Origin of the sequence: Actinoplanes sp. G11-F43 (assembly GCF_050589265.1) — a bacterium.
GTDB lineage: Bacteria > Actinomycetota > Actinomycetes > Mycobacteriales > Micromonosporaceae > Actinoplanes.
Genome location: NZ_JBNZCE010000046.1, coordinates 1 through 26,808, shown reverse-complemented (window position 1 = coordinate 26,808; position 26,808 = coordinate 1). Strand labels below are relative to the sequence as shown.

At 71.2% G+C, this 26,808-nt stretch carries 26 protein-coding genes; 7 read left to right on the top strand and 19 right to left on the bottom strand.

The window, feature by feature from the left end; all coding sequences use genetic code 11:
• The first annotated feature begins 17 nt into the window (after nt 1–17).
• Nucleotides 18–1,259, top strand: coding sequence for an Nramp family divalent metal transporter (locus ACQ0O7_RS39440; protein WP_430790521.1), 1,242 nt, complete (start codon nt 18–20; stop codon nt 1,257–1,259).
• A gap of 37 nt (nt 1,260–1,296) precedes the next feature.
• Here the strand turns inward: ACQ0O7_RS39440 and ACQ0O7_RS39435 are convergent, their stop codons facing one another.
• Nucleotides 1,297–1,923, bottom strand: a complete 627-nt coding sequence (locus ACQ0O7_RS39435; protein ID WP_430790519.1) for a response regulator — start codon at nt 1,921–1,923, stop codon at nt 1,297–1,299.
• Here ACQ0O7_RS39435 and ACQ0O7_RS39430 point away from each other — a divergent pair.
• Nucleotides 1,903–2,613, top strand: a complete 711-nt coding sequence (locus ACQ0O7_RS39430) for a sensor histidine kinase (protein ID WP_430790517.1) — start codon at nt 1,903–1,905, stop codon at nt 2,611–2,613. The two genes, ACQ0O7_RS39435 and ACQ0O7_RS39430, sit on opposite strands and share 21 nt — an antisense overlap.
• A gap of 3 nt (nt 2,614–2,616) precedes the next feature.
• Here the strand turns inward: ACQ0O7_RS39430 and ACQ0O7_RS39425 are convergent, their stop codons facing one another.
• The 5 genes from ACQ0O7_RS39425 to ACQ0O7_RS39405 form a co-directional block, all read right to left on the bottom strand.
• Complete coding sequence (locus ACQ0O7_RS39425) at nt 2,617–3,699, bottom strand: carboxylate-amine ligase (RefSeq protein WP_430790515.1); 1,083 nt, start codon at nt 3,697–3,699, stop codon at nt 2,617–2,619.
• Nucleotides 3,680–4,849, bottom strand: a complete 1,170-nt coding sequence (locus ACQ0O7_RS39420) for a zinc-dependent alcohol dehydrogenase (protein WP_430790513.1) — start codon at nt 4,847–4,849, stop codon at nt 3,680–3,682. Before ACQ0O7_RS39420 ends, ACQ0O7_RS39425 begins: the two co-directional genes overlap by 20 nt.
• Nucleotides 4,846–5,268, bottom strand: coding sequence for a hypothetical protein (locus ACQ0O7_RS39415; protein ID WP_430790511.1), 423 nt, complete (start codon nt 5,266–5,268; stop codon nt 4,846–4,848). Before ACQ0O7_RS39415 ends, ACQ0O7_RS39420 begins: the two co-directional genes overlap by 4 nt.
• 99 nt (nt 5,269–5,367) lie before the next feature.
• On the bottom strand, nt 5,368–6,060 hold the full coding sequence (locus ACQ0O7_RS39410) for a cytochrome c oxidase assembly protein (protein ID WP_430790509.1): 693 nt from the start codon (nt 6,058–6,060) through the stop codon (nt 5,368–5,370).
• The gene (locus tag ACQ0O7_RS39405) at nt 6,057–6,479 is read right to left on the bottom strand and encodes a DUF2243 domain-containing protein (protein WP_430790507.1); all 423 of its coding nucleotides are present in this window, start codon (nt 6,477–6,479) and stop codon (nt 6,057–6,059) included. The genes ACQ0O7_RS39410 and ACQ0O7_RS39405 overlap by 4 nt, the downstream gene beginning before the upstream one ends.
• Before the next feature lie 162 nt (nt 6,480–6,641).
• Here ACQ0O7_RS39405 and ACQ0O7_RS39400 point away from each other — a divergent pair, with 162 nt between their 5' ends.
• Nucleotides 6,642–8,648, top strand: a complete 2,007-nt coding sequence (locus tag ACQ0O7_RS39400) for a HelD family protein (RefSeq protein ID WP_430790505.1) — start codon at nt 6,642–6,644, stop codon at nt 8,646–8,648.
• 44 nt (nt 8,649–8,692) lie between these two features.
• On the opposite strand, the gene ACQ0O7_RS39395 is transcribed toward ACQ0O7_RS39400, so the two are convergent.
• The 7 genes from ACQ0O7_RS39395 to ACQ0O7_RS39365 all read right to left on the bottom strand — a co-directional run bounded on the left by ACQ0O7_RS39395 (nt 8,693) and on the right by ACQ0O7_RS39365 (nt 16,090).
• Nucleotides 8,693–9,295: a DUF4232 domain-containing protein gene (locus ACQ0O7_RS39395; protein WP_430790503.1), complete on the bottom strand. Its 603-nt coding sequence runs from the start codon at nt 9,293–9,295 to the stop codon at nt 8,693–8,695.
• 734 nt (nt 9,296–10,029) lie between these two features.
• Nucleotides 10,030–12,816 carry an FtsX-like permease family protein gene (locus tag ACQ0O7_RS39390; protein ID WP_430790501.1) on the bottom strand — a complete coding sequence of 929 codons (2,787 nt, stop codon included), beginning with the start codon at nt 12,814–12,816 and terminating at the stop codon, nt 10,030–10,032.
• Nucleotides 12,813–13,490, bottom strand: coding sequence for an ABC transporter ATP-binding protein (locus tag ACQ0O7_RS39385; protein ID WP_430790499.1), 678 nt, complete (start codon nt 13,488–13,490; stop codon nt 12,813–12,815). The genes ACQ0O7_RS39390 and ACQ0O7_RS39385 overlap by 4 nt, the downstream gene beginning before the upstream one ends.
• Entirely contained in the window at nt 13,490–13,891 is a 402-nt protein-coding gene (locus ACQ0O7_RS39380; protein WP_430790497.1) for a hypothetical protein, read from the bottom strand. The genes ACQ0O7_RS39385 and ACQ0O7_RS39380 overlap by 1 nt, the downstream gene beginning before the upstream one ends.
• An 82-nt stretch (nt 13,892–13,973) precedes the next feature.
• Nucleotides 13,974–14,633 carry a response regulator gene (locus ACQ0O7_RS39375; protein WP_430790495.1) on the bottom strand — a complete coding sequence of 220 codons (660 nt, stop codon included), beginning with the start codon at nt 14,631–14,633 and terminating at the stop codon, nt 13,974–13,976.
• 2 nt (nt 14,634–14,635) lie between these two features.
• Nucleotides 14,636–15,571 (bottom strand): sensor histidine kinase, encoded by a 936-nt coding sequence (locus tag ACQ0O7_RS39370; RefSeq protein ID WP_430790493.1) that lies wholly within the window; start codon nt 15,569–15,571, stop codon nt 14,636–14,638.
• 192 nt (nt 15,572–15,763) lie between these two features.
• Entirely contained in the window at nt 15,764–16,090 is a 327-nt protein-coding gene (locus tag ACQ0O7_RS39365) for a winged helix-turn-helix transcriptional regulator (protein WP_430790491.1), read from the bottom strand.
• Nucleotides 16,091–16,159: 69 nt separating this feature from the next.
• Here ACQ0O7_RS39365 and ACQ0O7_RS39360 point away from each other — a divergent pair, with 69 nt between their 5' ends.
• Nucleotides 16,160–17,017 carry an NAD(P)-dependent oxidoreductase gene (locus ACQ0O7_RS39360; RefSeq protein WP_430790489.1) on the top strand — a complete coding sequence of 286 codons (858 nt, stop codon included), beginning with the start codon at nt 16,160–16,162 and terminating at the stop codon, nt 17,015–17,017.
• Nucleotides 17,017–17,883: an NAD(P)-dependent oxidoreductase gene (locus ACQ0O7_RS39355; protein ID WP_430790487.1), complete on the top strand. Its 867-nt coding sequence runs from the start codon at nt 17,017–17,019 to the stop codon at nt 17,881–17,883. The genes ACQ0O7_RS39360 and ACQ0O7_RS39355 overlap by 1 nt, the downstream gene beginning before the upstream one ends.
• 414 nt (nt 17,884–18,297) lie before the next feature.
• On the opposite strand, the gene aztD is transcribed toward ACQ0O7_RS39355, so the two are convergent.
• From aztD to aztB, 4 genes are all read right to left on the bottom strand, one after another.
• Nucleotides 18,298–19,335: a zinc metallochaperone AztD gene (aztD, locus tag ACQ0O7_RS39350; protein ID WP_430790485.1), complete on the bottom strand. Its 1,038-nt coding sequence runs from the start codon at nt 19,333–19,335 to the stop codon at nt 18,298–18,300.
• Between the two features lie 192 nt (nt 19,336–19,527).
• Complete coding sequence (gene aztC / locus ACQ0O7_RS39345) at nt 19,528–20,436, bottom strand: zinc ABC transporter substrate-binding protein AztC (RefSeq protein WP_430790483.1); 909 nt, start codon at nt 20,434–20,436, stop codon at nt 19,528–19,530.
• Entirely contained in the window at nt 20,433–21,572 is a 1,140-nt protein-coding gene (locus ACQ0O7_RS39340) for a hypothetical protein (protein ID WP_430790481.1), read from the bottom strand. Before ACQ0O7_RS39340 ends, aztC begins: the two co-directional genes overlap by 4 nt.
• 20 nt (nt 21,573–21,592) lie before the next feature.
• Entirely contained in the window at nt 21,593–22,426 is an 834-nt protein-coding gene (gene aztB, locus ACQ0O7_RS39335; protein ID WP_430790479.1) for a zinc ABC transporter permease AztB, read from the bottom strand.
• 49 nt (nt 22,427–22,475) lie between these two features.
• Between aztB and aztA the strand changes: the two genes are divergently transcribed.
• Nucleotides 22,476–23,099 (top strand): zinc ABC transporter ATP-binding protein AztA, encoded by a 624-nt coding sequence (gene aztA, locus ACQ0O7_RS39330; RefSeq protein ID WP_430790477.1) that lies wholly within the window; start codon nt 22,476–22,478, stop codon nt 23,097–23,099.
• On the opposite strand, the gene ACQ0O7_RS39325 is transcribed toward aztA, so the two are convergent.
• Together ACQ0O7_RS39325 and ACQ0O7_RS39320 are read right to left on the bottom strand one after the other, a co-directional pair.
• Complete coding sequence (locus ACQ0O7_RS39325) at nt 23,071–24,531, bottom strand: diguanylate cyclase domain-containing protein (protein ID WP_430790475.1); 1,461 nt, start codon at nt 24,529–24,531, stop codon at nt 23,071–23,073. The genes aztA and ACQ0O7_RS39325 overlap by 29 nt on opposite strands.
• A gap of 31 nt (nt 24,532–24,562) precedes the next feature.
• On the bottom strand, nt 24,563–25,342 hold the full coding sequence (locus ACQ0O7_RS39320; RefSeq protein ID WP_430790473.1) for a S1 family peptidase: 780 nt from the start codon (nt 25,340–25,342) through the stop codon (nt 24,563–24,565).
• A 103-nt stretch (nt 25,343–25,445) separates the two neighbouring features.
• On the opposite strand from ACQ0O7_RS39320, the gene ACQ0O7_RS39315 reads away from it, so the two are divergent.
• Nucleotides 25,446–26,435: an NAD(P)/FAD-dependent oxidoreductase gene (locus ACQ0O7_RS39315; protein WP_430790471.1), complete on the top strand. Its 990-nt coding sequence runs from the start codon at nt 25,446–25,448 to the stop codon at nt 26,433–26,435.
• The last annotated feature ends 373 nt before the right edge of the window (nt 26,436–26,808 follow it).

Below are 26,808 nucleotides of genomic sequence, written 5' to 3'. Positions count from 1 at the left end.
GGGGCAAGCCGCCCGGCATGGTGGTCCTCAACCTCGCTCTGCCGCTGAAGAACCGGGTGGCCCGGGTCGCGCCGTGGTTCGGCCCGGCTTTCGTCGCCGCCATCGCCTACGCCGACCCGGGTAACTTCGCCACCAACTTCACCGCCGGAGCCACCTCGGGATACCTGCTGGTCTGGGTGATCGTGGCGGCCAACCTGATGGCCATGCTGATCCAGTCGCTGTCCGCGAAACTGGGCCTGGTCACCGGCCGGGATCTGCCCGAACTGTGCCGGGAGCAGTTGCCCCGTCCGGTGTCGCGCGGGCTGTGGGTGCAGGCCGAACTGGTGGCGATGGCCACCGACCTGGCCGAGATCGTCGGCGGCGCCCTCGCCCTCTACCTGCTCTTCGACATGCCCCTGCCGCTGGGTGGGCTGGTCACCTGTGTGGTGGCGTTCGCGTTGCTGGAGCTGCACCGGCGTGGGGTCCGCCGGTTCGAGACGGCGATCGGCGCCATGCTGGGCGTGATCCTGATCGGTTTCCTCTACACCACCCTGCGCGCGGGCGGTGACCCGGTGGCGTTCGCCGGCGGGATGATCCCCTCGTTCGACGGCCACGACAGTCTGCTGCTGGCCACCGGCATCCTGGGCGCCACCGTGATGCCGCACGTCATCTATCTGCATTCGTCGCTGACCACCACCCGGGCCGTCCCGGCCACCGACCCGGTCCTGCGCCGGAAGGCCCTGCGCTACCAGCGGGCCGACACCCTGATCGCGCTCGGTGCGGCCGGGCTGGTGAACCTGGCGATGCTGGTGATCGCGGCCCAGCTCTTCTTCGGATCGGGGATCGCCGGCACCGACACCCTGGAGGGCATCCACAGCGGACTTGCGACGGTGCTCGACGACGGCGCCGCCCTGGCGTTCGGGATCGCGCTGCTGGCCTCCGGGATCGCGTCCTCCGGGGTGGGCACCTACGCCGGGCAGGTGGTGATGCAGGGATTCATCAACCGGCGGATCCCGCTCATGCTGCGGCGGCTGATCACGATGGCCCCGGCGATGGTGATCCTGCTGGCCGGCGTCGACCCGACCGGCGCCCTGGTCTGGTCCCAGGTGGTGCTGTCGTTCGGGGTGCCGTTCGCGCTGGTCCCGCTGATCTGGCTGACCCGGCGCCGGGACCTGCTCGGCGACCAGGCCAACCATCCGGTCACCACGGTGGCCGCGACCGCGGTGGCCGCGCTGATCATCACCCTGAACGGATTCCTGCTGGCCGGATTGCTCGGTTGAGCGGTGCCGGGCGGGGAATCCGGCCCGGCATGCCGACCTACAGCAGACCGGCCCGCCCGGCCAGCGCCGCCGCCTCCGCCCGGCTGGCCACCCGCAGCTTGCGCAACAGCGCGGCGGTCATCCGCTTGACGGTCCGCTCCGAGACGTGTAGCCGCGCCGCGATGTCCAGCGTCGACGTGCCGGCCGCGATCGACCGCAACAGCGCCGTCTCCTCGTCGCTGAGCGGGGCCGGGACCGGCTGGACGGCATGCCGGCGCTCGGTCTCCAGCAGTGCGGCGAGCAGCCCGTCCGGCATCACCACCCAGCCGCTGATCGCGGCCAGCAGGGGCTGCAGCAGGTCGCCGGCGTCGCTGCTCTTGGGCAGGAAACCGTCGGCGCCGCGGCGCAGCGCCTCGACCGCGACGGCCGGGTCGTCGTCACCGGACATGGCCAGGATCCGGGCCCGCGGCACGGCCCGGCGGACCGCCTCGATCGCGTGGAACCCGCCCGGCGGCGGCATGTGCAGATCCACCAGGACCACATCGGGTACGGCGTGCCGGACCACGCTCGCCGCGTACGCCGCGTCCCCACTGGTCGTCACCACGGTGGCCCGGCCGTCGCTGACCTCGGGCAGCAGCAGTTGCAGGCCGCGTACGAACAGGTCGTGGTCATCGATGACGGCCACTCTGATTCCGGTGTGCATGGCGGCCGGGTGCCCGGCCCGGAGCGGGTTATGCGGGTGATCAGCCGGCCCGATCCCGCCGAAGTCCTGATCCGCAGCCTCTGTCACGAGCTGCGGCCCCCGATGGCCACCCTGGCCGGCCTGCTCAGGGCGCTGGAGCAGGGGCCGGCCGAACCGCGCCGGACCGAACTCGCCCGGCTGGCGGCCGAGCACGTCGCCTACGCCGAGGCGCTCCTGGGCCGGGCCGCGAACACGGTGTCCGGCCTGCCGGGCACGCCGGCCGGAGCCGTGCCGCTCGGTGAGATCCTGCCGGTGGTCGCCGTGACCGCCCCGCCCGGCGCGCTCACCGTCACCGCCAGCCGGGTGGCGCTGCGCTGGCCGGTGCATCCGCGGCACACCCAGCAGATCCTGATCAACCTGGTCGGCAACGCGGTCCGGCACGCGCCCGGCCCGGCCCGGCTGACCGCCCGGGTTCGGTGCCGCCGGGTACGCCTCGCCGTCGCCGATCCGGGCGGGCCCACCACCGCCCTGCGTGCCGCCCTCCGCCGCGACTCACCCCCACCGGACGACTGCGGTCTGGGCCTGTGGGTGGTCCGGGAGCTGGTGACCGAACTCGGCGGCCGGGTGCACGCCCGGCAGCTGAACCCGGCCGGGCTGGCGGTGGAGGCGATCCTGCCCGCGTACCGGATCTGAGTCTCAACCGGCGATCAGGGCCGAGCCCAGGTCACCGGTGCGGGCGAAGGCCCGGCGCTGACGGTTCGCGCCGGTGCCGTCACGCCGGATCCGGGCCAGCTGCCGCCGGACCACGGCCAGGTCACCGAAGTCCACCAGCGCGGCGGTGACCGTGTCGGCCAGTTCGTCCACCAGGTCCCAGGCCGGCCGGGCGCGGCCGTCGCGCGGATCCAGCAGGGTGCCGTCCAGACCCTGGTGGGCGGCGTTCCAATGGGCCGCACGCAGGGCGAGATCGGAGACCGCCGGTCCGGTCCGGCCGGCGGCGATGTCGGCGAGTGCGGTGGCGACCAGGGCCCGGACCAGGCCGGCCAGCAGGACCGCGTCGTCCACCGACGGGCAGACGTCGGCGACCCGGACCTCGACGGTGGGATACCGGGCCGACGGGCGGGCGTGCCAGAGGACCAGGCTCTCGTCGAGCATCACCCCCGAAGCGACGAGCAGTTCCACCGTACGATCGAAGTCACCGGCCGACGCGAACCAGGGCGACGGGCCGAGGGCCGGCCACCGGTCCAGTTGCATCGCCCGCCAGCTGGCGTGCCCGGTGTCCCGGCCGGCGTGGAACGGCGAGTTCACCGTCAGCGCCTGCACCACCGGCAGCCACGGCCGCAGGTGATTGCACACCCGCACGGCCAGTTCCCGGTCCGGCACGCCGACGTGCACGTGGCAGCCGCACACCGCCGGATCGTCGACGACCGGGCCGTAGTGGTCGAGGATGGCCCGGAACCGCGGATCGTCCGGGACGGTCCGTTCCGGCTCGGCGACCGGGGTGGCGCCCACCGCGACCAGCCGGGCACCGTTCTCCACCGCGGCCCGGGCCGCCGCCCGGCGGAGCCGGAGCAACTGCTCGCGGACCTCGTCCAGGCCGGTGCAGACCGGGGTGACCATCTCCAGCATGCTCTGCCGGAACTCCGGCCGGCTCTGCTCCCGGACATCCTCGGGCAGCGACTTGCGGACCGCCTCGGCGACCGGCAGGTTCACCAGAGTGCCGGGGTCGAGGAGCAGGAACTCCTCCTCGACCCCGACGGTCTCAGGGGATGAAGACGGCACGGACGCAGCCGTCCTTCTTCTCTTTGAACATCGTGTACCCCTCCGGCGCCCGGTCCAGCGGCATCACGTGGGTGGCCAGATGCTCGGTGACCAGCTCACCGGCGGCCATCCGGTCCAGCAGCATCGGGATGTAACGCTGGCCGTGCATCTGGGCGCCGCGCACCGTCAGGCCCTTGTTCATCAGCGCGCCGAGCGGGAACTTGTCGACGAACCCGGCGTACACGCCGAGGACGAACACCGACCCGCCCTTGCGGCAGGCGTGGATCGCGTCGCGGACCGCGGTGGGCCGGTCGGTCTGCAGCCGCAGCTGCTGTTTGAGCTGGTCGTAGCCGAACTGCGGGCCGGGGGAGTGGGCCTCCATGCCGACCGCCTCGATGCACACGTCCGGTCCCCGGCCGCCGCTGAGCTCGCGCAGTTCCCCGGCCACATCGGTGCGCTCGTAGTCGAGGGTCTCGGCACCGACGTGCTTCTCCACCTGCCGCAGCCGCTCACCGATCCGGTCCACCACGACCACCCGGTCCGCGCCGAGCAGCATCGCCGCGCGCGCCGCCATCTGGCCGACCGCGCCGGCGCCCCACACCGCGACCACGTCCCCGGGCTTCACCCCACCCAGGTCGGCGCCCATCCAGCCGGTGGCCGCCGAATCCGAGGCGAACAGGGCCCGCTCGTCACTGACCGCGTCCGGCACGGCGAACGCGCCGACGTCGGCGAACGGCACCCGGATGTACTCGGCGTGACTGCCGGCGTTGCCGCCCATCGCGTGCGAGTAGCCGAAACAGCCGCTCGGGGCGTGTCCCCACAGCGTCTCGGTGATCGCCGGGTTGGTGTTGCCGTTGTCGCAGAGCGAGAACAGCTTCTGATCGCAGTACCAGCAGTTGCCGCAGGCGATGAACGAGGACACCACGACCCGGTCGCCGATCCGGTGATTCTTCACGTCCGGGCCGGTCTCGACCACTTCGCCGAGGAACTCGTGGCCCAGCACGTCACCCTTCTCCATGAACGGGATGTACCCGCCGAGCAGGTGCAGGTCCGAGCCGCAGGTGACGGTCCGGGTGACCTTGACGATCATGTCACCGGGGTTGCGCAGCTCCGGGTCCGGGACCTCGCCGACGGCCAGCTTGTTCACGCCCCGCCATTGCAGTGCTCTCACAGCAGTCCTCCCTCACGGCCGTGCTCGGTCGCCGTCCGCAACGGCCGGTTGAACGGCGTCGGGACGGTCGTCGGTGGCCCGTACGGCAGCAGCACGTCCCCGGCCTCCACCAGCGAACGGGTCTCCCGCAGTGCACGGCGCACCTGTCCGGCGGTCACCGCGGAACCGTCCGGGATCCGTACCGCGATCTCGGTGCCCCGTCCGCCCGGTGCGGCCGACAGCGCGATCTCCACGTCGTCGGCGATCTCGTTCAGTGATCCGGGCAGTGGCGCCGCCTCCATCTCGGACAGCGGCCGGAACACGGTCACCACGTGCCGGCGTCGTTCCCGGGGCGTGGGCACGCGCTGTCCGGCGACCACGGCGGCTGCCCCGGCCGCCAGAGGGACCACGATCAACAGAGCTTTTCCGGTACGACTCACGGCCGCCCCTTTCGTCCAATGCCGCTTCGTTGCGCTTCGCTTCGTTGCGCTTCGCTGGGTTTGCTTCGCTGGGTGCCGCGATACCACCGTGCGGGGCGGCTAAACCGGACTGCGGCGACCGGCGGCGGAATACCACTGGGCGCAGAAGACCACCACGAGCAGCAGGTCGGCCAGATCGCCGCGGTAGTACATCAGCTCCGCCCCGGCCCGCCCCTCGGCCGCCGGGACACCCACCGGTGGATGCGCCCACAGGTGTTTGGCCAGGATGTCGTGCGCGGCCAAGGCAGCGACCAGGACCACCGCCCGGGTGACCCGGCCCGGCCGGTGCGGGGACGGATCGATGCCGATCAGTGCAGCGGTGAGCAGGTAGCCGGACAGCAGCACATGGGCGTGCACCAGGCGCTCGCCGTGCAGTTGCGGGTACAGATCGGTGGTGTACAGCACCCACAGACCACCCACGTTCAGCACCGCGGCGGTCACCGGATGCGCCACCACCCGCACCGGCCGGGCCCGCAGCAGCCGGGCGACCCGGCGGGCCGCCCGCACCGGCAGCGCCCGCAACACCAGCGTGACCGGCGCCGCCAGCACCAGGGCCACCGGCGCGACCATGCCGAGCAGGACGTGCCCGATCATGTGCTCGCGGAAGTCGTGATGCGACATCGTCACCCCGGTGGCGGCGATCGTCAGGCCGGCTACCCACAGGATGGTGTGGCGCACCGGCCAGGCTCTGCCGCGCCGGCCGGCGAACCAGGCCGGCGCCAGATAACCGCCGCCGGCCACCAGCCAGATCACCGGCGGCCCCGCACCAGCAGGACGATCCCGGCGGCCAGCAACAGCACGGCGACGACGTTCCACGCCCAGTCGTACGGGGCCAGATGTACGTCGTACCGGATCTGGTGCAGTCGGAAGACCTTGTGCTGGACGGTGCCGTCGTAGAGCTGAAAGCCACCGGCCCCGGCGAGCAGGCCACCCCACCACAGGCGTGGCGCGAACGCCCGGCGCCGTCGCAGATCCGCGTACAGGAACAGCGCGGCGACCGTGGCGACCATGCTCGCCGCGTGCAGGATCCCGTCCGAGACCAGGCCCATCGCCGTGGTCGACCGGTCGTAGAAGTGATGCCAGTGCAGTAGCTGGTGGAACACGGTCTCGTCGACGAAGGTGGCGACGCCGATCCCGAGAAGGACACCGGACACCACGTTGCGGGTGTGCATGCCGTGCGCCTACCCCCGCGGGACGCGGGCAAACGACCGGAGATACGCGTCCGCCGGAAATATCAAACCGATGAGAGGACTCTCTCTTTCATGTGCATTGTGCGGGCCGCATTGTCTAGCCTTTCCCCGGCATTCTGGAGACATTCTGGCGGGGGCTCGAAATTGGACCGGAACTCTGCACTGACCGAAGAACAGGGCTTTCTCGACGTGGCCGTCGCCCGGCGTGACACGCTCATCGGGCATCTCCGGGACGAGCTGGAGACGGACGCCACCGACGCCGTGGAAGTGGCCCGGCGGCGGATGCTGCGACGGCAGTACGAGGAGTTGCGGCGGGCCGCCGAAGGACTCGTCTTCGGGCGGCTCGACGCCGTCGACGGCACCGTCCGGCACGTCGGCCGGATCGGGCTGCCCGCCGCCGACGGCTCGGACCCGCTCCTGCTGGACTGGCGGGCGCCCGCGGCCCGGCCGTTCTACACGGCCACCGCCGTCGACCCGCAAGGACAGGCCCGGCGCCGGCACATCCGGACCACCGGGTCGGTCGTCATCGGTGTCGACGACGAACCACTCGACGGGCGGACCGGTGGACTCGCTGGTCAAGGGGCCCTGCTGGCCGCCCTCGACGAGCGGCGCACCGGCCGGATGACCAGCGCCATCGCCACCCTGCAACGGGAACAGGACGACATCATCCGGGCTTCGGCGTCCGGGCCGCTGATCGTGCAGGGCGGGCCCGGGACCGGCAAGACCGTGGTCGCGCTACACCGCGTCGCCTATCTGCTGTTCACCCATCAGCACATGGCCGAGCGGGCGGTGCTGCTGCTCGGGCCGTCGACCCGGTTCCTCGACTACATCGGGCAGGTGCTGCCGGCCCTCGGCGAGACCGCGGTGGTGGCGGCCACCTGCGACACGCTGGTGCCGGGAGTGGCCGTGGACCGTACCGAGGACCGGGTCGTCGCCGAGATCAAAGGGCGGGCGATCTGGCAGGACGCCCTGGAACGGCGGGTGTCTTCGCTGACCCCTCGCCCGCGTCCGCTGCAAGTGCGGTGGGACGGGGAATTCCACACGATTCCCGCGAGTGTCATGACCGTTTCCGGGCGGTCCTATCACCGTTCCCGGGCGCTATTCGCGGCCCAGTTGCACCAGGCGCTGGCGTCCGCCGTCGCCGCGCACCGGGAAACCCTTCTGGAATCGATGGATCATGGATACGAGGACATTCTGCGCCGCTTCGACGACGACGGTGACCCCAGCGACTACCTGATGTCCGAGGAGGAGATCGACGAACTCGCCGAGCGGATCGCCGAAGACGCCACCATCGGCCGGTTCGTCGAATCGGTGTGGCCCACACTCACCCCCGAAGCCGTGCTCCGATCGGTGCTGGCCGATCCTGATCACCTCACCCCGGCGGAGGCGGCCGCGGTCACCGCCGAACCGGCGGAAGGCTGGGCGCCCAGCGACATCCCACTGCTCGACGCGGTCGCCGACCTGATCGGATCGGGATCGCCGGCATCCTCGGGACCGTTCACCGCCGACCGGGCCCGCGCCACCCGCGACTGGGTGTACGGGCACATCGTCGTCGACGAAGCCCAGGAACTGTCCGAAATGCAGTGGCAGATGGTGCTGCGGCGCTGTCCCAGCCGGTCGATCACCGCGGTCGGGGACATCGACCAGGCCGAAGCGGCACACCGGCACACCGGTTGGGCGCAAGCCGTCGGGGCGGCGTTCGGGGATCGGTGGACCGCAGCCGAACTGACCGTCTGCTACCGGACACCGCGTGAGGTGATGGCACTCACCGGCCCGGTACTGGCCGCCGCCGGAAGCAGGAACACACCACCCCGGGCGGTACGGTCCTCGGGCATCGAACCGTGGCAGGTCACCGTGACCGAAACTGAACTACCGGATGCGGTGGCTCAAGCCGTACCGCAGATGCGGGAACGCTGGAACGGGGGAACCGTGGGCGTGATCGCCTCCGCGCGGCTCGTCCCCATGCTGCGGCCGTTCGTGGGCGACGCGCCGCTACTCACCGCCACCCAGGCGAAAGGCCTCGAATGGGACGCCACCCTGCTCGTCGACGCCGCCGGCATCGCCGCCGAACCCCGAGGACACAACGGGTTGTACGTGGCACTCACCCGCTGCACACAGGAACTCGGTCAGCTGAACGTCAATCCCGGCTGATCGTCATCCCCATCGGTCTCAGCCGACGGCCATCCCCATCGGTCTCAGCTGAGGGCCATCTCCGGGGTCGGGCGCAGCGGGCCCACCCGCAGTGCGGTCATCGTGATGCCGTCGCCGTCCGCCTCCGGAAGCTTCTCCGGGTCGGCCACCGAACCGTCCGCCTCCGGGTCGACGCTGAACTGCAGAGCAACGCCGACATCACAACCGTCGTTGGTGGAAGCGCAGCGGTCCCACTCCAGCAGTGCCCAGGCGCTGGCGTCCGGCTCCACCACGAACACGTCGGCGGTGCCGGTGCCGGTCATCGTGGTCGGCACCTCGACCAGTTCGCCGGGCGGGGTGACCATGGCCACCTCGGCCCAGCCGTGCACCTGGCAGGCCTGACCCGAGGTGTTGGTCAGCTTGAGCAGGGCGGTCCGCGGGCCGGTCGTCGCCGAGCCGTCCTGCCCGATCACCGTCCCGGTCAGGTCCTCGGTGAGACAGTCGACCGGAACGATCACCGGCGCGACCGTGGTGGTGGTCTCCCCGGCCACCGCCTCGGCACCGCGCGGCCCGGCGACGAGCGCGGTGGCGACCCCACCGACCAGCATGGCGGGAGTGAGGGCCATCAGCATGCGGGCGGCGGTGTTGCGCGGCTTGTTCCGTGTCATGGTGCCTACTCTGCCCACTTTCCCCACTTCTTGATCCTCCATGTGACCGGCACGGCACGAATCCGGTACCGCAGCCGTCCGCCCGGCCCGATCCCGGTATCCATCCAAGATCAAAAACTTCGCGATTTCAAGGTTGACGATGTCTCGGCGCGCTGCCCGCCACACGTTGCGACGACCCCGAACGGCGACCCACCCCGTGCCACCGCGAGACGGCATTCCGCGCGCCACTCAGCGGCGTGCCCGGCCCAGACGGCACTTCCCGCCGGTGTGGGGCGGTGTTCCGTGTGCACCTAGCGTTGTGCCCGGTTCAGGTGGCGCTTCTCGTCGGTGTGGGGCGGTGTTCCATGCGCGCCCAGCGTTGTGCCCGGCCCAGGTCGTGCTTCCCGTCGGTGTGGGGCGGCGTTCCGTGCGCGCCAAGCGGGGTGTCCCGGAAGACCGGTTGCGTGGTGACGTCCGGTGCGGATTGCGCCGAAAGGTGGCACGCGTGCTGGCCGTCCCGCCGCTATTGGTTGGCAGTGGGACGGCCGGATGTCTGCTTTGTAGTGGCCTTCCGGCATTGATCGGAGCGAGTGGCCGGGGTTGATCAGCGTGCCGAGGTTGATCGGAGCGAGCGGCCAGGGTTGATCGGCGAGCCGAGGTTGATCGGAGCGAGCGGCCAGGGCTGATCGGAATGAGTGGCTGGGGCTGATCGGAGCGAGTGGCTGAGGTTGATCTGAGTGGGTGGATGAGGTTGATCAGTCGGTGGCCAGGGCGGCTACCGGGCTCACCTTTGCTGCTCGGCGGGCGGGCAGCAGGCCGGCCAGCACGGTGATCGCGGATATCGCCGCCACGATGGTGGCCAGCCAGCCCGCTGGGAACGTCAGTGGCAGATCCAAGCGGAGCGCTTCCAAGGTCAACCATGCCATCGGGACGCCCAGGATGATGCCCAGGACTGCGCCGATCAGGCCGTACAGGCCGGCCTCCATGCCGATCATCAGGCGTAGGCGGGTCCGGGTCAGGCCCAGGGCGCGGAGCAGGCCGGACTCTCGGGTGCGTTCGAGCACGGAGAGGCCGGTGGTGGTGCCTACGCCGACGACCGCGATCAGCATGGTCAAGCCGAGTAGGCCCAGGGCGGCGGCGAACAGGGACGACACCTCGCTGTTGGCCTTGTCGCGGGCGTCGGCCAGGACGGCGACCTCCGCGCCGACGGGTGTGCCGATGCGGCGGAAGGCGGCGAGGGCCTCGTCGCGGGTGCCGGACGCGATGTCGGCCAGCAGCCCGGGCGTCGGCGTGCCGAGAGCGGCCAGGTCAGCGCCGGTCAGTACAGCGCCGGCCCGCAGCGGCCCCTCGCCGGTGAGAACAGCCACCACCCGCAGCCGGACACCCGCGCCAGAAGCGGCAGGCCCGCCCCCGACACCGGGATCGGCCGAGCTGCCGCCGCCGGGCGAGGCGCCGGTGGTTGGGGAGGTTCCGATGAAGGGCTTGCTGGTGGTGGAGGTGATGCCGGTGGTGGGCTTGCTGGTGGTGGAGTTGCTGGAGGCGGGGGTGGTGCTGGTGGTGGGGGAGGTTCCGGTGAAGGGGTTGCTGGTGGTGGCGGTGGTGCCGGTGGTGGGTTTGCTGGTGGAGGTGGTGCTGGTGGTGGAGTTGCTGGTGGTTGGAGAGGTGCCGGAGGCTGGATCGGAACCGCTGCCCTCCGGCGTCAGGGTGACCGTGTCGCCTACGCCGGCCTCCAGGTCGGAGGCTGCGGTCGAGGACAGGATCACCGTGCCGGGAGTCAGGGCGTCGATCGAGCCGTCCGAGACCGACAGGGTGCGCAACGCGGGCAGGGCGGTCATGTCGACGGTGATGGCCAGGTGGGAGAAGCCCCAGTTCGTGGCGGTGAAGTCGCCCATCTGGAACGGGGTCACGTCGCGGAAGTGGGGATCGGCTCGGATCGCCGTGACCGCCCTGTCGAAGCCGGCCGGTTGCTCGGCGATCAGGGCCAGGTCGGCGGGGTTGCGGGCGGCCATCTCCCGGTCGGTCCACAACTGCAGGCTGTTGATGCCGACGACCGTGCCGGCCAGCATGGTCACGCCGAGTGCCACCACCACTGACACGGCCGCGGCCCGCCGGGGTGTGCCGCCGAGGCCGCTGACCGCGAGGCGGCCGGTGGGGCCGAGGCGGCGTAGCGGCCAGCCGGCGACGGCCAGGACCGGGCGGATCAGCAGTGGGCCGAGGACGATCAGGGCACCGAAGCCGAGGGCGCCGACGCCGACGATGTAGAGCAGCAGCTCGTTGCCGCCGGTGCCCATCTGCGACCAGGTGACCGCGCCGAGGCCGGCGGCGGCGGATGCCAGGATCAGTCCGATCACGAGGCGGGCCGGGTCGATGCCGCGTTCGGCGGCGGCGGTGCTCGCGCTGCGCAGCGCCTGCAGCGGGGCCACCCCGGCGGCGGTGAACGCGGGTGCCAGCACCGCGCCGACGGTCAGCAGCCCGGCCCCGATCACCACGGCGACGGCCGCGCCCACCGGCACGCCGGGACCACTGAGACCCCGGCCGGCGAGGGCGGGTGCGATCAGCCCCACGCCCTGGGCCAGCAGGACACCGGCACCACCGGTGACCAGGCCGACCACCGCGCCTTCGACGGCCAGGGCGAACACCAGCTGGCCACGCTGGGCGCCGATGACCCGCAGCAGGGCCAGCTGCTGGAGACGCTGGGCGAACACGATCCGGAACGTGGAGGTGGCGACCAGAGCGGCGGCCACCACGGCGATCGCCACGAACATCGCGATCAGCGCGAACAGCTGATCGAACTGCTGGACGGCGTCGCGGGCCTCCCGCTCCCGCTTGGCGTCACCGGTGGTGACGCTGAGGTAGGCGGTCGGGTCGCGCAGCAGCCGCTCGGACAGGGCGGTGGACATGCCGATCAGGTCGGCGCCGGGCTCGGCGAGCACGTCGACGCGGGGATAACCCTCGGTGCCGCTGAGTGCGGCGACCACACTGTCCAGTGACCAGGCGCGCTCGGTGGAGTCCTGCGGGCCGTCGACCACGCCGGTCACGGTGACCGTCACCGGCCGGGCAGCCGGGTCGCCGGTACGCAGGCGCAGCCTGCCGCCCTCGGTGACGCCGAGCCGGCCGGCGGCGCGGCGGTCGACGGCGATCTGCCGGGCGCCGGACGGGTATGCCCCGGAGACCAGGGTGAGCCGGGACAGTGGGCCGCTGCCGGGGTCGGACAGGATCTCCAGGCCGGTGCCGGAGGCCGGGTCGCCGACCGAGAAGGTGGCGGTCACCCGGCCGGACACCTGGGTCACCCCGGCGGCCGAGCGGACCTCGGTGACCTGCCGCGGGGTCATCGGGAGGCCGCCGGACGAGTAGACCACCAGTGACACCCCGGCCGGGGTCTCGCTGAACGTGTCGAGGGTGGTGCGGGTGACGATCGCGTGGGCCAGCACGGTGCCGAACACCACGAACGCCGCGACCAGCACCGACAGGCCGGTCATCAGCAGCCGCCCGGGCCGGCGGAGGATGCCGGTGAGCTGGGTGCGCAGCACGGTGGCGGTCACCGGCCGGTGTCCCGGACGATGCGGCCGTCGGCCAGGATGAGGACGCGGTCGGCGTAGCCCGCGGCGTTCGGGTCGTGGGTGACCATCACGACGGTCTGGCCGAGGCGGTGCACCGAGTCGCGCAGGAAGCCGAGGACCTCGGCGCCGGAGTGTGAGTCCAGATTGCCGGTCGGCTCGTCGGCGAAGATCACCTCGGGGCGGGTGCTCAGCGCGCGGGCCAGGGCGACCCGCTGCTGCTGGCCGCCGGACAGCTCGGACGGGCGGTGGTCGAGCCGGTCGCCGATGCCGAGGACGCCGGTCACGTGCTCGAACAGGTCGGGGTCGACGGTGCGGCCGGCCAGCTCGGCGGGGAGTGTGATGTTCTGCCGGGCGGTGAGCTGGGGGAGCAGGTTGAACGACTGGAACACGAAGCCGATCCGGTCGCGGCGCACCGAGGTCAGGGCGCGGTCGGACAGGCCGGTGATCTCGGTGCCGCCGATGGTGACGCTGCCGCTGGTGACCGTGTCGAGCCCGGCCAGGCAGTGCATGAACGTCGACTTGCCGGACCCGGACGGTCCCATGATCGCGGTGAACCGGCCGGGTGCGAAGGTCGCCGACACCCCGTCCACGGCACGGACCGAACGATCACCCGCGCCGTACGTCTTGACCAGATCGGTCGCGGTCACGGCGCCCATCAGAACGTGATCCGCGGGATGCGCAGCTCGACACCGCTGTCGTCGCAGTGCCCGGCGGCCAGCTCGTAGATCTCCTCCAGCTGACCCTCGCGGGGCCGCTCGGGCGCGCCGGTCGCCTTGATGGTCTGCCACTGCACATACCACCCGACCTGGGTGCTGATGCCCTGGTCGACCATCTGGGTGTAGCGGATCTGCCGGATCTCCTGCGCCCACTTCTCGGCCGCGGCGGCGTCGGTGGGTGGCGTCTGGGCGCGGTCGATCAGCTGCTGGGCGAGGGTGCAGTCGGCGGCGGAGGCGGAGGTCGGCCCGAACCGCTTGTCCCACAGATAGTTGACGCCGTAGGCGACACCGGCCAGGACGACCACGGTGAGGACCGCGAGGGCGGCGAGTCTGCTCTTCACGCCCCTGATTCTTCGCCGCCGGCCGGTCATCGCGCGTCGTAGCCAGGGCTGATCTGTGCGGCCGCCGCGTACGACCCTGGTCTTACGCCCCCGGTTTGACCAGGCCGATCTCGTACGCGAACACCACCGCCTGCACCCGATCGCGCAGCTCCAGCTTCGCCAGGATCCGCCCGAAATGCGTCTTCACCGTGGCCTCGGCGACGTGCAGCCGGGCGGAGATCTCCGCGTTCGACAGCCCGGTGGCGACCAGCTCCAAGACCTCCCGCTCCCGGTCGGTCAGCCCGGCCAGCCGCTCGTCGGCCCGCCCCGGCAGGGTGAGCTGCCCGGCGAACCGGTCCAGCAGCGCCCGGGTCACCCGCGGCGCCACCACCGACTCGCCGGCCGCCACCGTCCGGATCGCCGCGAGCAGCTGATCCGGCGGCGAGTTCTTCAGCAGGAACGCGCTGGCCCCGGCCTGCAGCGCGGCGAACGCGTCCTCGTCGGTGTCGAACGTGGTCAGCGCCAGCACCCGCGGCCCGTCCGGGTCGGCGCAGATCCGCCGGGTGGCCTCCACCCCGTCCATCACCGGCATCCGGATGTCCATCACCACCACGTCGGCGGCGGTCGAGGCGAGCAGCGCCAGAGCCGTCGCGCCGTCCCCGGCCTCGCCGACGACCCGCATGTCCGGCTGCGCGCCCAGCACCATCCCGAAGCCGGCCCGCACCAGATCCTGATCGTCGACGAGCACAACTCGAATGGTCACCGTTAATCCTTGTCGTCGGTGAGGGGGATCATGGCACGGACCAGCCAGCCGGCGTCCGGGCGGGGCCCGGCGGAGAACTCCCCATGGTGTACGGCCACCCGCTCGCGCATCCCGAGCAGCCCGTTCCCGCCACTGTCCGCCGGCACGCTCACCCGGCCGTGCCCGTCGTCGGCGATCTCCAGGCGTACCGAATCCTCGCCGACGGTCAGCGAGACGGTGACCGTCGCGCCCGGCCCGGCATGCCGCAGCACGTTGGTCAGCGACTCCTGGACCAGCCGCAGCACGGTCAGGTCCACCGCCGGGGACAGCCGCCCGGTGTCACCGTCGACCCGCAGGCCGACGCCGAGCCCGGCCGCCCGCGCCCCCTCCACCACCCCGTCGAACTGCCCGAGCCGCCGCTCCGGGACGGTGTCGCCGGTGCCGCGCAGCACGGCCACGATCCGGTGCATGTCGGCGAGTGCCTCCCGCCCGGTGCCGGCCACCGTCCGCATCGCGTCGCGGGCCCGTTCGGTGTCGCTGTCCAGCACATACGTCGCCCCGTCGGCCTGCGCGATCATCACCGCCAGGCTGTGCGCCACCACGTCGTGCAGCTCCCGGGCGATGAACGCGCGCTCGTCGGCGGCGGCCAGCCGGGCCAGGTGGTCGCGTTCGCGTTCGGCGCCGTCGGCGCGTTCCCGGTTGGCGCGCAGCACGTAGGCGATCAGCCACACCGCCCCGCCGGCGCCGAGGATCGCGACGTGCTCGGCCAGGTGTGGATAGTCCAGGACGTCGCCGCCCCAGTCGTCCGGGATCCGGATCAGCACCCCGATCACCGTCCCGGCCAGCACGGTCACCCCGGACAGGCCGACCGCACGGGTGGACCGGGAGTGCGTGACGACCGCCGCCAAGGCCACCAGCACCGCTACGTCGTACCCGGCGGGAACTGTCGTGGCGGCCACGACCTGGACCCGCGGCGAGGACGGCGACCACCGCGAACACCCGGACCGGTGCGAAGCGCCGGGCCACCAGGGCCAGAGCCATGGCCAGGCCGATCATCGTGTCGACCGGGGAGCGTTCGAGGTACTGCACGGCGATCGTCGCGACCACGGTGACGATCGTCAGGTCCCAGAGCAGCAGCAGTTCGGATCGTTTCATCCGAGCCGCTGCATGCGCTCTTCACCCCACCGGGTGAGTTCGTGCAGGGCCTCGTTGAGGGTCCGTCCGTGCTCGGTCAGCGAGTAGTCCACCCGGGGCGGGACCACGCCGTGATCCCGCCGGACGATCAGCCCGTCCTCTTCCATCTCCCGCAGGTGCTGGGCCAGCATCTTCTCGCTGACCCCGTCCAGCGCGCGCCGCAGTTCCCCGAACCGCCGGGTGCCGTGGTCGTGCAGTTCCCACAGAATCGTCGACTTCCACTTGCCGGCGAACACGTCCATGGCGGCCTCGACCCCGCAGACGTACGGCCCTCTTCTGTTCACCGAGTCCCCCCACCCTTACTAAAAAGTGCGTACTTGTCCGCCCTGCCGCCACTCGCGAACGATGAGGACATGTCTACCAGCGTTACCTTCCTGGGGTTGGGCGCGATGGGATCCGCCCTGGCCACAGCCGTGTTGACGGCCGGCCGGCCGGCTGTGGTGTGGAACCGCGACCCGCGCCGCGCCCGGCCGCTCGCCGACCGTGGCGCGACCGTCATCGATCATGTCGGCAAGAGCACCGGGCCGATCGTCGTCTGCCTGTTCGACCACCGTTCGGTGCACGACGTGCTGGACCCGGTCGCCGATACCCTGACCGGCCGCACGGTGCTCAACCTGACCACCACGACCCCCGCCGAGTCCCGCGAACTGGCCGGGTGGGCCACCGCCCACGGCATCCGGTTCCTGGACGGGGCGATCCTCGCCGTACCGGAAATGATCGGCTCTCCCGGCTCGTCGATCTTCTACAGCGGCGCGCGGGACGTCTTCGACGCCCATCACGACCTGTGGGAGCTGTGGGGCGAGAGCGAATTCGCCGGTACGGATCCCGGCCTCGCCGCCCTGCACGACATGGCCATGCTGACCGGCATGTACACGATGTTCGCCGGGTTCCTCCAGGGTGCGGCCATGCTCGCCGCCGAGGGGGTGCCGGCGTCGGCGTTCGCGGCCCGGCAGGCGCCGTTCCTGGCCGCCATGACCGAGAGCCTGCCGGGGTACGCCGAGACCGTCGACACCCGTGACTACGCCGGCCCGGCGCAGCAGAGCCTGCGGTTCACCGCGACGGCCCTGTCCGCGCTGCTGCGGGCGGCGGTCGAGCAGGGTGTCGTACCGGCGGCTCTGCAACCGGTCCACGACCTGGTCAACCGCCAGATCGCCGCGGGTCACGGCGACCTCGGCACCGCCCGGATCTTCGAAGAGATGAGGTCTTCCTGATGTCCGCCGTCACCGTGATCGGTCTCGGTCCGATGGGCCGTGCGATGGTCACCGCCCTGCTCCGGGCCGGTCATCCGGTCACCGTCTGGAACCGCACCCCGTCGCGTGCCGACGCCCTGGTCGACGCGGGAGCGACCCGGGCCGGCACACCGTCGGAGGCGGTCGCCGCCAGCCCGGTGACGATTCTGAGCCTCACCGACTATCCGGCGATGTACGACATCCTGAAGTCCACCGACCTCACCGGCCGTGACGTGGTGAACCTCAGCTCGGACACCCCCGACGCCTCCCGGGAGGCAGCGGCATGGGTGAGCGGGCGGGGTGGGCGTTTCCTCACCGGAGGCGTGATGGTTCCGGCTCCGGCGGTCGGCAACCCGGGGGCGTACGTCTACTACAGCGGCCCGAAAGACCTGTTCACCACCCGTGAGCCGATGCTGGCGGTGCTGGGCGGGACCCGCTATCTGGGCGCCGATCCGGGTCTGGCGCAGCTGTTCTACCAGGCGAACCTGGACGTGTTCCTGACCGCGCTGTCGGCGCTGCTGCACGCCACCGCCCTGGTGACGGCGGCCGGGGTGCCGGCCGGCGACTTCCTGCCGGACGCGATGGACCTGCTCACCGCCGTCCCGTCGATGGTCGGTGGCGGTGCCGAGCTGGCCGCGGCCCTGGAGGTGGGCGACCACCCGGGCGAGCTGAGCACGGCGACGATGATGGGCGCGACCGCCGACCACATCCTGCGTACGAGCGAGAGGTCGGGTGTCGACACGCTCCTGCCGGCAGCGGTCAAGTCCCACTACGACCGGGCGATAGCGGCCGGCCACGGCTCCGCCGACTGGACCGCGCTCTACGAGGTGATCAGGCCGCGAACTTAGGGGCTGATCAAGGCCAGTTTCGTGTGCCGCGCAGCGGTGCGAATCGAGCCGTTGCGTGGCACGCGAGTTGCTCGCGTGCTGACTGTGCCGCGTAGTGGTGGGAATCGAGCCGTTGCGTGGCACGCGTGTTGCTTGTGAGTTGACTGTGCCGCGTAGCGGTGCGAATTGAGCCGTTGCGTGGCACGCGTGTTGCTTGTGAGTTGACTGTGCCGCGTTCCGGTGCGAAGCGCGCCGGAACGCGGCACATGTCGGTGGCCACCGCATTCGCCCGGCGGTCGCCGGGCGGTCCGGGGTGACGCCCGGCTCGCGCGGACCCCACCTAGCGACCCGATTTCTGTGGGGCCGACTGGCGTACCCCCATCGGGTTTGAGGCCGGACAGCGGACCGGGAGACGGGCGCCCACCGTGACCGGAATCAGACGGTTCCGCTGATCTCGTTGGGGGCGAACTCCAGGGTGGCGGAGTTCTTGATCTTGCCGGTGGTCAGGTCGAGCTGGTGGACCTTCTTGGCGGCCGGCTCGGTGATGTAGGCGACGTCGCCGCGGACGAAGATCGCCGGGCGGGGCTGCTGCCATTCGACCGGCTCGGTCCACGGCGCGACGACCGGCCAGGTGCTGGTGATCTTCGCGGTGGCCGGGTCGATGACGTGCAGGTTGCCGTCGGTGCCGAGGATCAGCGCCTCACCCTTGGGGCCGCGGTTGAGGGAGCGGAAGGTGTAGCTGACGCCCTCCGGCATCGGCACCACGGTGATCTTGTCGGTGGTGGTGTCGATCAGGGAGAAGTTCTCCGGGCGCTCCAGCTCGGCGTCCGGCTCGATCTTGAAGTCGCCGAGCAGGACGGGGGAGGCGTCGCTGCCGGCCTGGTTGCCGATCCGGCTGTACTCGCGGCCGCTGTTCACCTTGACGAACTTGCCCTCCTTGAAGAGCAGGACGCCGTTCTCGCAGCCGAGCGCGACCACCTCGCCCTGGGCGACGGCCTCGCCGTGCACGCCGGGGCACTCCTCGTTGCGGGCGATCTCCTTGCCGTCCTTGTCGAGCGCGAGCGCGCCGGACCGGGACTCCTCGGTGCCGATCGTGACGATCATGGTGCCGTCCGGGAGTTCGACGGCGACGCCGTGGTGCGGCTGGGCGGTCTTGTAGGTGCGGCCCTCGGGCTTGCCGTCGGCCAGCTGCTTCGGGTCGAAGCTGACCACCTCACCGGTGCCGTCGGTGAACAGGATGGTCTTGTCGTGGTGCCGGACCACGTGGCCGGGCTTGGCGCCGGGCCAGGCCATGTCGGTCATCTTGCCGGCGGCGGCGTCGAGCACCTGGAAGCCGGACTCGGTGGAGACGAACACGTGGTTGTCGTCGCCGGCCGGGTTGACCCGGTTGAACCCGGCGAGCGCGACGTTGTGCGCGACGGTCAGGGTCTCGCCGTCGAGGACGAGGATGCCGCCTTCGTACGTGATGGTCACCGGCTCTTTCACCGGCGCGGCTGCCGGTGTGGAGGAGGCGGCCTCAGGATTGTTTCCGCAGGCGGCCAAGGCTAGTGAGGCGGCGGCGAGAACCGCGATCCCACGACGGTGCATCAGAAATCTCCCAGACTGATAACGGAAATCATTTTCATTTACGGTACATGTGGATCCCCGGAAAGGGAAACCGGGGGGTCAGGCGGACAGTCCGCCGATGATCGCGTCGGCGTTGAACCGCATCATGGCCAGGTAACTCGCCGCGTCACCGTCCACATCGCTCAGCGACTCGGAGTAGAGGCCGACCACCTTCACGGTCAGGCCCGCCTCGGCCGCGAGGACCTCGGCCAGCCGGGCCGGCTGCGCGGTGTCGGCGAACACCGCCGGCACCCGGTGCCTCTCGATCGCGGTCACCAGCGACGCCAGATCCGACGAACTCGGCGAGGCCAGGGTGGTGCCGCTCGGCAGGATCGCCCCGACCACGGTGAAGTCGTAACGGTCGGCCAGGTAGCCGAAGACGTGGTGGTTGGTGACGAGCACGCGACGTTCCTTCGGGAGCTGCCCGAAACGCGACTCCAGGTCGTTGTCGAGTTCGGTCAATCGCCTGCCGTACGCCTCCGCACGCGCTCGCACCGCCCCCGCGTCCACGCCGCTCACGTGGGTGACGATCTCCTCGGTGAGCAGCCGGACGGCCGCGTTCATCCGGGCCGGATCGGTCCAGAAATGCGGATCGGGCATCCCGGCCGCGTCCCCGTCCTGGTACTCCATCGGCTCGGCCCGCGCGCCCACCTCGACGGCCGGCACCCCCTCGGCGACCGCTGCCTCGACGTGTTGCAGCACGCCCTCCTCCAGGCCGAGCCCGTTGTAGACGACCAGGTCGGCGGTCTGCATGGTGTGCGCCTCGCGGGCCGAGATCGCGAACGAGTGCGGGTCGGCGTTCGGTTTCATCAGCACCGTCACGTCGGCCTGATCGCCGGTGATCTCGCGGACCACGTCGCCGAGGATGTTGGTGGTCACCACGATGCTCGCGCCGTCGTCGGTGGTGCAGGCGGTGAGGCCGCCGGACAGCACCGCCACCGCGCCGGCGATCGCCAGCAGCCGCCTCACCGTCCCACCTCCACGACCAGGTCGGGCTGTTCGGTGGCGCGCAGGGTGCGCGCGGTGCGCAGCTTGTCCGCGTAGTCGATCTCGTGGATCACCCGCGCCGGCGGTTCGGCCAGGTAGGCGCGGCTGATGTCCAGCGTCAGCGTGGTGGCTTTCAAAGGTTTCTCGGCGAGCATCCGCCCGGACTCCAGGTCGTAGCTGGCCAGGGTGCCGGCCGAATCCAGCGCGAGCACCGTGGCGGCGTCGGCCGGGGACGCGGCGGTCACCAGTTCACGGTCCTTCACGGTCAGGTGCTTCAGGGTGACCTTGGCCGCGTTGACCGACCAGACCGTGTCCTTTCCGGCGACGGCCGCCTCGTTGCTGCGCGGCCGGAACCCGAACCCGGTGTCCGCGACCGTTCCGGGGGCGTCCAGTCTCTGCGCGGTCAGGCCCCCGTCGGTCTGCTTGATCCGCACCAGCGCGTCCTCGCAGGCGATGACCGTCCCGCCGCGCAGCGCCACCCAGCCGCGGGGTGCCGCGCACGGGGTCTCCAGGGCGCCGTTCGGCTTGCCGTCGGGGCCCATCGCCACGATGCGGTTCGCCGGCTTGTCACGGTCGTCGCCGACGGCGACCAGGAGCATTTCCGCGTACGGTACGGCCAGCGCGGTCGTGCTGCCGGAGTCGATCGTGCTGACCTCGCTGATCCGGCCCTCCTCCAGCTGCCGCCGGTCCAGCACCCGGATCCGCCCGTCGGTGGTGCCGACCGCGGTGTGCGCCCCGAATCCGGCGACCGTGGCCACCGGCTGGTCGAACGTGACGGTGCCGAGGGTGCGTTCCGGAGCCCGGTAGTAGTGCACGTGATCGGTGTGGTCCACGGTCCACACCCCGGCGTCGACGATCTCCAGGGTGCGATCGCCGTCGGTCACGTAGACGAACCGGCCGTCCTCGGTCAGCTCCCGCGCCCCGATCGTCAGGCCGACCTGTTTCTCCTGCTCGGTGGCGAGGTCCAGCAGGTGCAGCTGCCGGGAGTCGCGGGCGGTGTAGGCGAGGGCCGACTGGGCTTCGGAGGCCTCGGAGGCTCCGGCGACGTACCCGTGCGGTGGTTCGGCGGGTTCCTCGGGTGGGCCGCCGCAGGCGGCCAGGGCGAGTATGAGGCTCACCGCGACGAGGCTCTTTCTGGTCACGAGGTTCCTTTCCAGGGGAGGGGCAGGCGCCGGGCGCCCAGCAGGACGAAGAAGATGCCGACCGCGACGGCGGCGATGGTCGCGCCGGCCGCGGTGGCCGCGAACCAGGAGATCCACAGGCCGAGAACGGTGGCGGTGGCGCCGATCAGGAAGGCGGCCAGCATCACCGCGGGCAGCCGCCGGGCGACCAGCATCGCGGCCGCCGACGGGGCGATCAGCATGCCGAAGGCGAGCAGCGTGCCGACCACGCTGAACGCGACCGCCATGGTGACGGTGAGCAGGCCCATCATCACCACGTTGGCGAGGTCCGGCCGCAGGCCCAGGGTGCGGGCCTTGCGCGGGTCGAAGGTCAGGGCCAGGAACGGCCGGTGGAACACCGCCGCGACCGCCGCCACCAGCAGGCCCGCGCCGGCCAGCAGCAGCAGATCCTCCCGGCGGATGGCGAGCACGTCGCCGAAGAGGAACGCGGTCAGGTCGGTGGCGAACGACCGGGAGTGCGAGACGATGATCACGCCGATCGAGAGCATGCCGACGAACAGCAGGCCGATGCTGGTGTCCCGGCCGAACTCGCGGCTGTTGCGCAGCGCGTTGACCCCGGCCGCCATGGCGAACGCGCTGACCGCGGCGCCGATCACCGGGTTGCCGCCGAGGATCGAGGCGACCGCCACGCCGGGCAGCATGCCGTGGCTCATCGCCTCGCCCAGGAAGGTCATCCCGCGGGCGATCACCCACACCCCGGTCAGCGCGCACACCGCGGCCAGCAGGACGCCGCCGAGCAGGGCGCGCTGGACGAACGAGACGGTGAAGGGCTCGGTCAAAGTCGTCAACACCGGGACCAATATAGTGGTAGTGAAAACCGTTATCGTTTTAGGGGAACCGATGTTGACCGCCTCACACCTGGGCTTCCGGTACGCCGGCACACCCGTGCTGCACGACGTCAACCTGCGCGCCGAACCCGCGTCGATGCTGGCCGTGACCGGTCCCAACGGCTGCGGCAAGAGCACCCTGCTGCACCTGCTCGCCGGAGTCCTGAAACCCGCCGAAGGCCTGGTCGAACGGCCACCCGGCACCCGGATCGCGCTGCTCCCACAGCGCACCGGCGACATCGACGCGCTGCCGCTCACCGTCGCCGAATGCGTACGGATCGGCCGGTTCGGCGGCGGACTGCTCCGCCGGCTCACCCGCGCCGACAAAGCGGTGGTGACCGAGATCATGGAACGGCTCGACATCGCCCACCTGGGCCGGCGGCGGCTGCGGGAACTCTCCGGCGGTCAGCGCCAGCGCACCCTGATCGCGCAGGCCTTCGCCCAGGACGCCGAGGTCTACATCCTCGACGAGCCCACCGCGGCCCTCGACGTGAGCAGCCGCGCACGGGTCCACGAACTGCTCACCGAACGGGTCCGCGACGGCGCCTCGATCGTCATGGCCAGCCACGACGACGAGGAGACCGCGCTGGCCGGGCGTACCCTACGGCTCAGTTCGGTGTCTTCGTCTGCCGCTTGATCTCGTACATCGCCACGTCCGCCCGGTGCAGCAGATCGTCGACGGTGTCGTCCGGGGCGGTGGCGAACGCCACCCCGATACTCGCGGTGGGCTGCACCATGGTGGCACCCACGTCGATCGGCACCGCCATCGCGGCCCGGATCCGCTGCAACACCGCCTGGGCGTACCCGGCCTCCGGCAGGTCCACCAGGAACACCGCGAACTCGTCCCCACCGAGCCGGACCACCAGATCCGCGCCCAGCACCGACCGCCGCAGCAGCCGGCCGAAACCGATCAGCAACCGGTCACCGGCCTGATGACCGAACTCGTCGTTGATCTGCTTGAAGCCGTTCATGTCGATCACCAGCGCCGCCACCGTCGTGTGGTTGCGCTGGGCCCGGGCCAGCGCGCGCGGCACCGCGTCGTACATCTGCACCCGGTTGGCCAGCCCGGTCAGCTGATCGGTCACGGCCATCCGATGGTTCTCCCGCGCGGCCACCATCTGCCGGGCGAACACCAGCGTGGTCACCAGGAACGCGCCACCGATCAGGCCGGCCGCCGGATACGGGTGCTCGATGCCGACGGTGAACATCAGCAGCAGATAGCCCGGGATCGCGGTCAGATACGGCCACCGGGCCAGACCGGGGGAGGGGACGAAACCGCCGTCACGCTGCGGCCGCCGGGACTCCCAGATCTGCACACAGGGCGCGAGTGCCAGCAGGAACAGGCCGGCCGCCCACAGCATGCTCTGATCGGCCGACGGCATCAGCGAACCACCGTGGTTGATCACGTACGCCCGGCGGGTGTCGCCCATCAGGATCAGCATCACCGCGCCGACCAGCGTCATCAACGGCAACCGGGCCACCCGCGACGTGGTGCCCTGCAACAGCACGATACTGACCCCGAACAGCATCATCGCGTCCAGCAGCGGCCGCAGGATGCTCGGCGTCAACTCCCGCCAGCCCGCCGACGACGACTCCGCCAGCGCCGGGCTGAGCACCAGGAACCACAGCACCATCGCCGAACCGACCGCGACCACCGCCGCGTCCAGCCACAATTTCACCTTCTCGGCGCGGGTGTCCGGCATCCGGATGAACGCCCAGATCCCGACCAGCGTCACCGGCTGCAGCATCAGGTGCAGGATCTCCGGCACACTCGGGAACGGCTTGCCGGGATAGATCGCGTACAGCACCGTGACGATCAGCCACAGCGCGTAGGAGGGCAGCATCAGCCGCCAGGCCCGGCGGATCCGCGGCGGCAGATCGGCGGAACGGCCCGCGCGGGCGGCGAAGAACAGACCCAGGACGGTGTACGCCAACTGCGCGGTCACCACCACGGTCGAGGGCAGGAAGGGGACGGTGACCACCGTCACGACGCCGAGCATCAGCAGCAGGACGAGCCCGGCAGTGCCCCGAGAACGCCACCCGCCCATGCCGTACTGCTCGGCATTCACCGGCAAAATCTGAGCGTTCCCGGGGCTACCGTCAGTTCTGCCTCATCGCCTGCCTGATCCAGCCGGCGATGTCGTCGGTGCGGGCCGCCAGCTCCAGGCCGGTGTGCGGGCACGACGGGCCGTTGCTGACCACCGCGACGAGCACGGGGCCCTTGCGGGACTGCTGGAAGAACGGGCCACCGGAGTCGTACGGGCAAGGGGTGGTGTTGTTCCGCGGTTTGTGCCCGGAAAGCTCGGTGACCGAATCGGTGACCCGGACCACCTTCATCTGCCCGGTCCGCAACCGTGTCTCCGGAACCGGGTTCGTGCTGGTCACCGAGCCGTAGCCGGTCAGCCGCAGGATCGCCCCGGTCTTCGGCGCGCTCCGGCCCACCGTGATCGGCCGAACGTCGGTGACCGGTTCGGCCAGCTTCGCCACGGCCACGTCCGCGGTCGGCGACTGACGCACCGCCACCACCGTGGTCTCCTGCCCGGCGCTACTCGTCAGATCGGTGCGCCCGACCGTCGCGGTGGTCTCCTCGGCCACCGGCCGGTCCACCCGCACCCCGTTCGCGTCCCGGAAACAGTGCCCGGCGGTGATCACCCACTGCCGGGCGATCAGCGCGCCCGAACACGCGCTGTCACGTTTACCGCCGTCCGCGGTCGGAATGCCGGTCATGGTCAGTTTGACCGAGAACGCATACCTGCCGATCGGGACCGGCTCACCGTTGGCGATCGCGTTCGCCGGCACCGTCCCGCTGGCGGCACCGGCGACCACCGCCACGGGTAACAACGCTCCGGCCAGCAGCCGTGTTCTGGTGGTGCGTCGCATAGGCGGGCTCCCTCTCCGCTCAGAATCGACCGCGATCGCGGTCCTTTGTGGAACATGCACCGTCCGGCCCGATGCCAAACCCGGAATCGGTAAGGTCGCGATCATGAACGTCGTGGTGGTGGGAGCCGGCATCGCCGGACTGTCGTGCGCGCGGGCCCTGACCGAGGGCGGCGCGCGGGTCCGGGTCCTGGAACGCGGCCGGGTCGCCGGAGGCCGCCTGGCCAGCAAACGCTACGACGGCCGGTATGCCGACATCGGCGCCGCCTACCTGGTCGCCGACGACCCCGCCTTCGCGGCTCAGGTGACCTCCTGGGAGTCCCGGGGCCTGGCCCGGCGATGGACCGACACGCTGCGGGTCTTCTCCGGTTCCGCCGGTTCCGCCGCTTCTGCCTCCGCCGCTTCTGCCGCCGCCGGTTCCGCCTCCGCCGCTTCTGCCGCCGCCGCTTCTGCCTCCGCCGCTTCTGCCGCCGATGCCGCCGGTCCGTTGCGGTGGGCGGCGCCCGGCGGTCTGCGTTCCCTCGCCGAGGACCTGACGACCGGAATTGACGTACGCCTGCAAAGCCCCGTCTCCACCCTGCCCACCGACGCCGACGCGGTGGTCCTCGCGATGCCCGGCCCGCAGGCGCTCCGGCTGGCCCCGCCGCCCGGCATCGTCGCCGCGGCCCGCGCCCAGACCTGGCATCCGGTGATCGCCGCGGTCCTCACCTACCCGGCCCGCACGTGGCCCTCGTTCCACGGCGCGTTCGTCAACGACCACCCGGCCCTGGCCACCGTCTGCGACGACGGCGACCGCCGCGGCGACGACGCCCCGGTGCTGGTCGCCCACTCCACGGCCGCCCTGGCCGCCCGGCACCTGGACGATCCGTCCGGCGCCGGCCCGATCATCGCCGCCGCGGTCGGTGAACTGCTGTCCCTGCCGGACGAGCCGTCGGTCGCCGTGCACCGCTGGACCTACGCCCAGCCCGACCCGTCCGACACCCCCTACGTCTCCGACGGCGGCGTATGGCTCTGCGGCGACGCCTTCGGCCGCCCCCGCGTCCAGACCGCCTGGCTCTCCGGCCGCGCGGTAGCCCAGGCACTGCTCGCGGGATAGTCGTCCGCGTCAATCGCGCGCCCCGCCGTGCCGACCTTCTGACTCAAAGCCGTCCGACACAAGAGCACCCGCGATCTTGGTCGATTCACCACTGGAATGGTTCTCGTTCTCGGTCGCCGACCCGTTTGCGGTCGATTTCCCGCATGGGCGTCCGCTTCCGCCCTTATTCCGCGCCAATCTTGGATGATTTACCACCGGAAGAGCCTTGCTATTGGCTGTCTGATCATTTGCGGTCGATCCCTCGCGCGGGCGAACCATTCAGCAGAGATCTTGGTGAATTTACCACCATAAAGAGGCGTCTTCGCGGCTGCTGGCCCGCTCGCGGTCAATTTCGCGCAAATGTCCGCCTTCCGGCTCCACTCTGGCCGATCTT

Coding starts and splice junctions, on each gene's coding strand:
- aztA (WP_430790477.1), top strand. CDS start 22,476: ATGTTGACCGCCTCACACCTGGGCTTCCGGTACGCCGGCACACCCGTG.
- ACQ0O7_RS39355 (WP_430790487.1), top strand. CDS start 17,017: ATGTCCGCCGTCACCGTGATCGGTCTCGGTCCGATGGGCCGTGCGATG.
- ACQ0O7_RS39360 (WP_430790489.1), top strand. CDS start 16,160: ATGTCTACCAGCGTTACCTTCCTGGGGTTGGGCGCGATGGGATCCGCC.
- ACQ0O7_RS39385 (WP_430790499.1), bottom strand. CDS start 13,490: ATGGGCGCCGTGACCGCGACCGATCTGGTCAAGACGTACGGCGCGGGT.
- ACQ0O7_RS39315 (WP_430790471.1), top strand. CDS start 25,446: ATGAACGTCGTGGTGGTGGGAGCCGGCATCGCCGGACTGTCGTGCGCG.
- ACQ0O7_RS39395 (WP_430790503.1), bottom strand. CDS start 9,295: ATGACACGGAACAAGCCGCGCAACACCGCCGCCCGCATGCTGATGGCC.
- ACQ0O7_RS39440 (WP_430790521.1), top strand. CDS start 18: ATGGTGGTCCTCAACCTCGCTCTGCCGCTGAAGAACCGGGTGGCCCGG.
- ACQ0O7_RS39320 (WP_430790473.1), bottom strand. CDS start 25,342: ATGCGACGCACCACCAGAACACGGCTGCTGGCCGGAGCGTTGTTACCC.
- ACQ0O7_RS39405 (WP_430790507.1), bottom strand. CDS start 6,479: ATGCACACCCGCAACGTGGTGTCCGGTGTCCTTCTCGGGATCGGCGTC.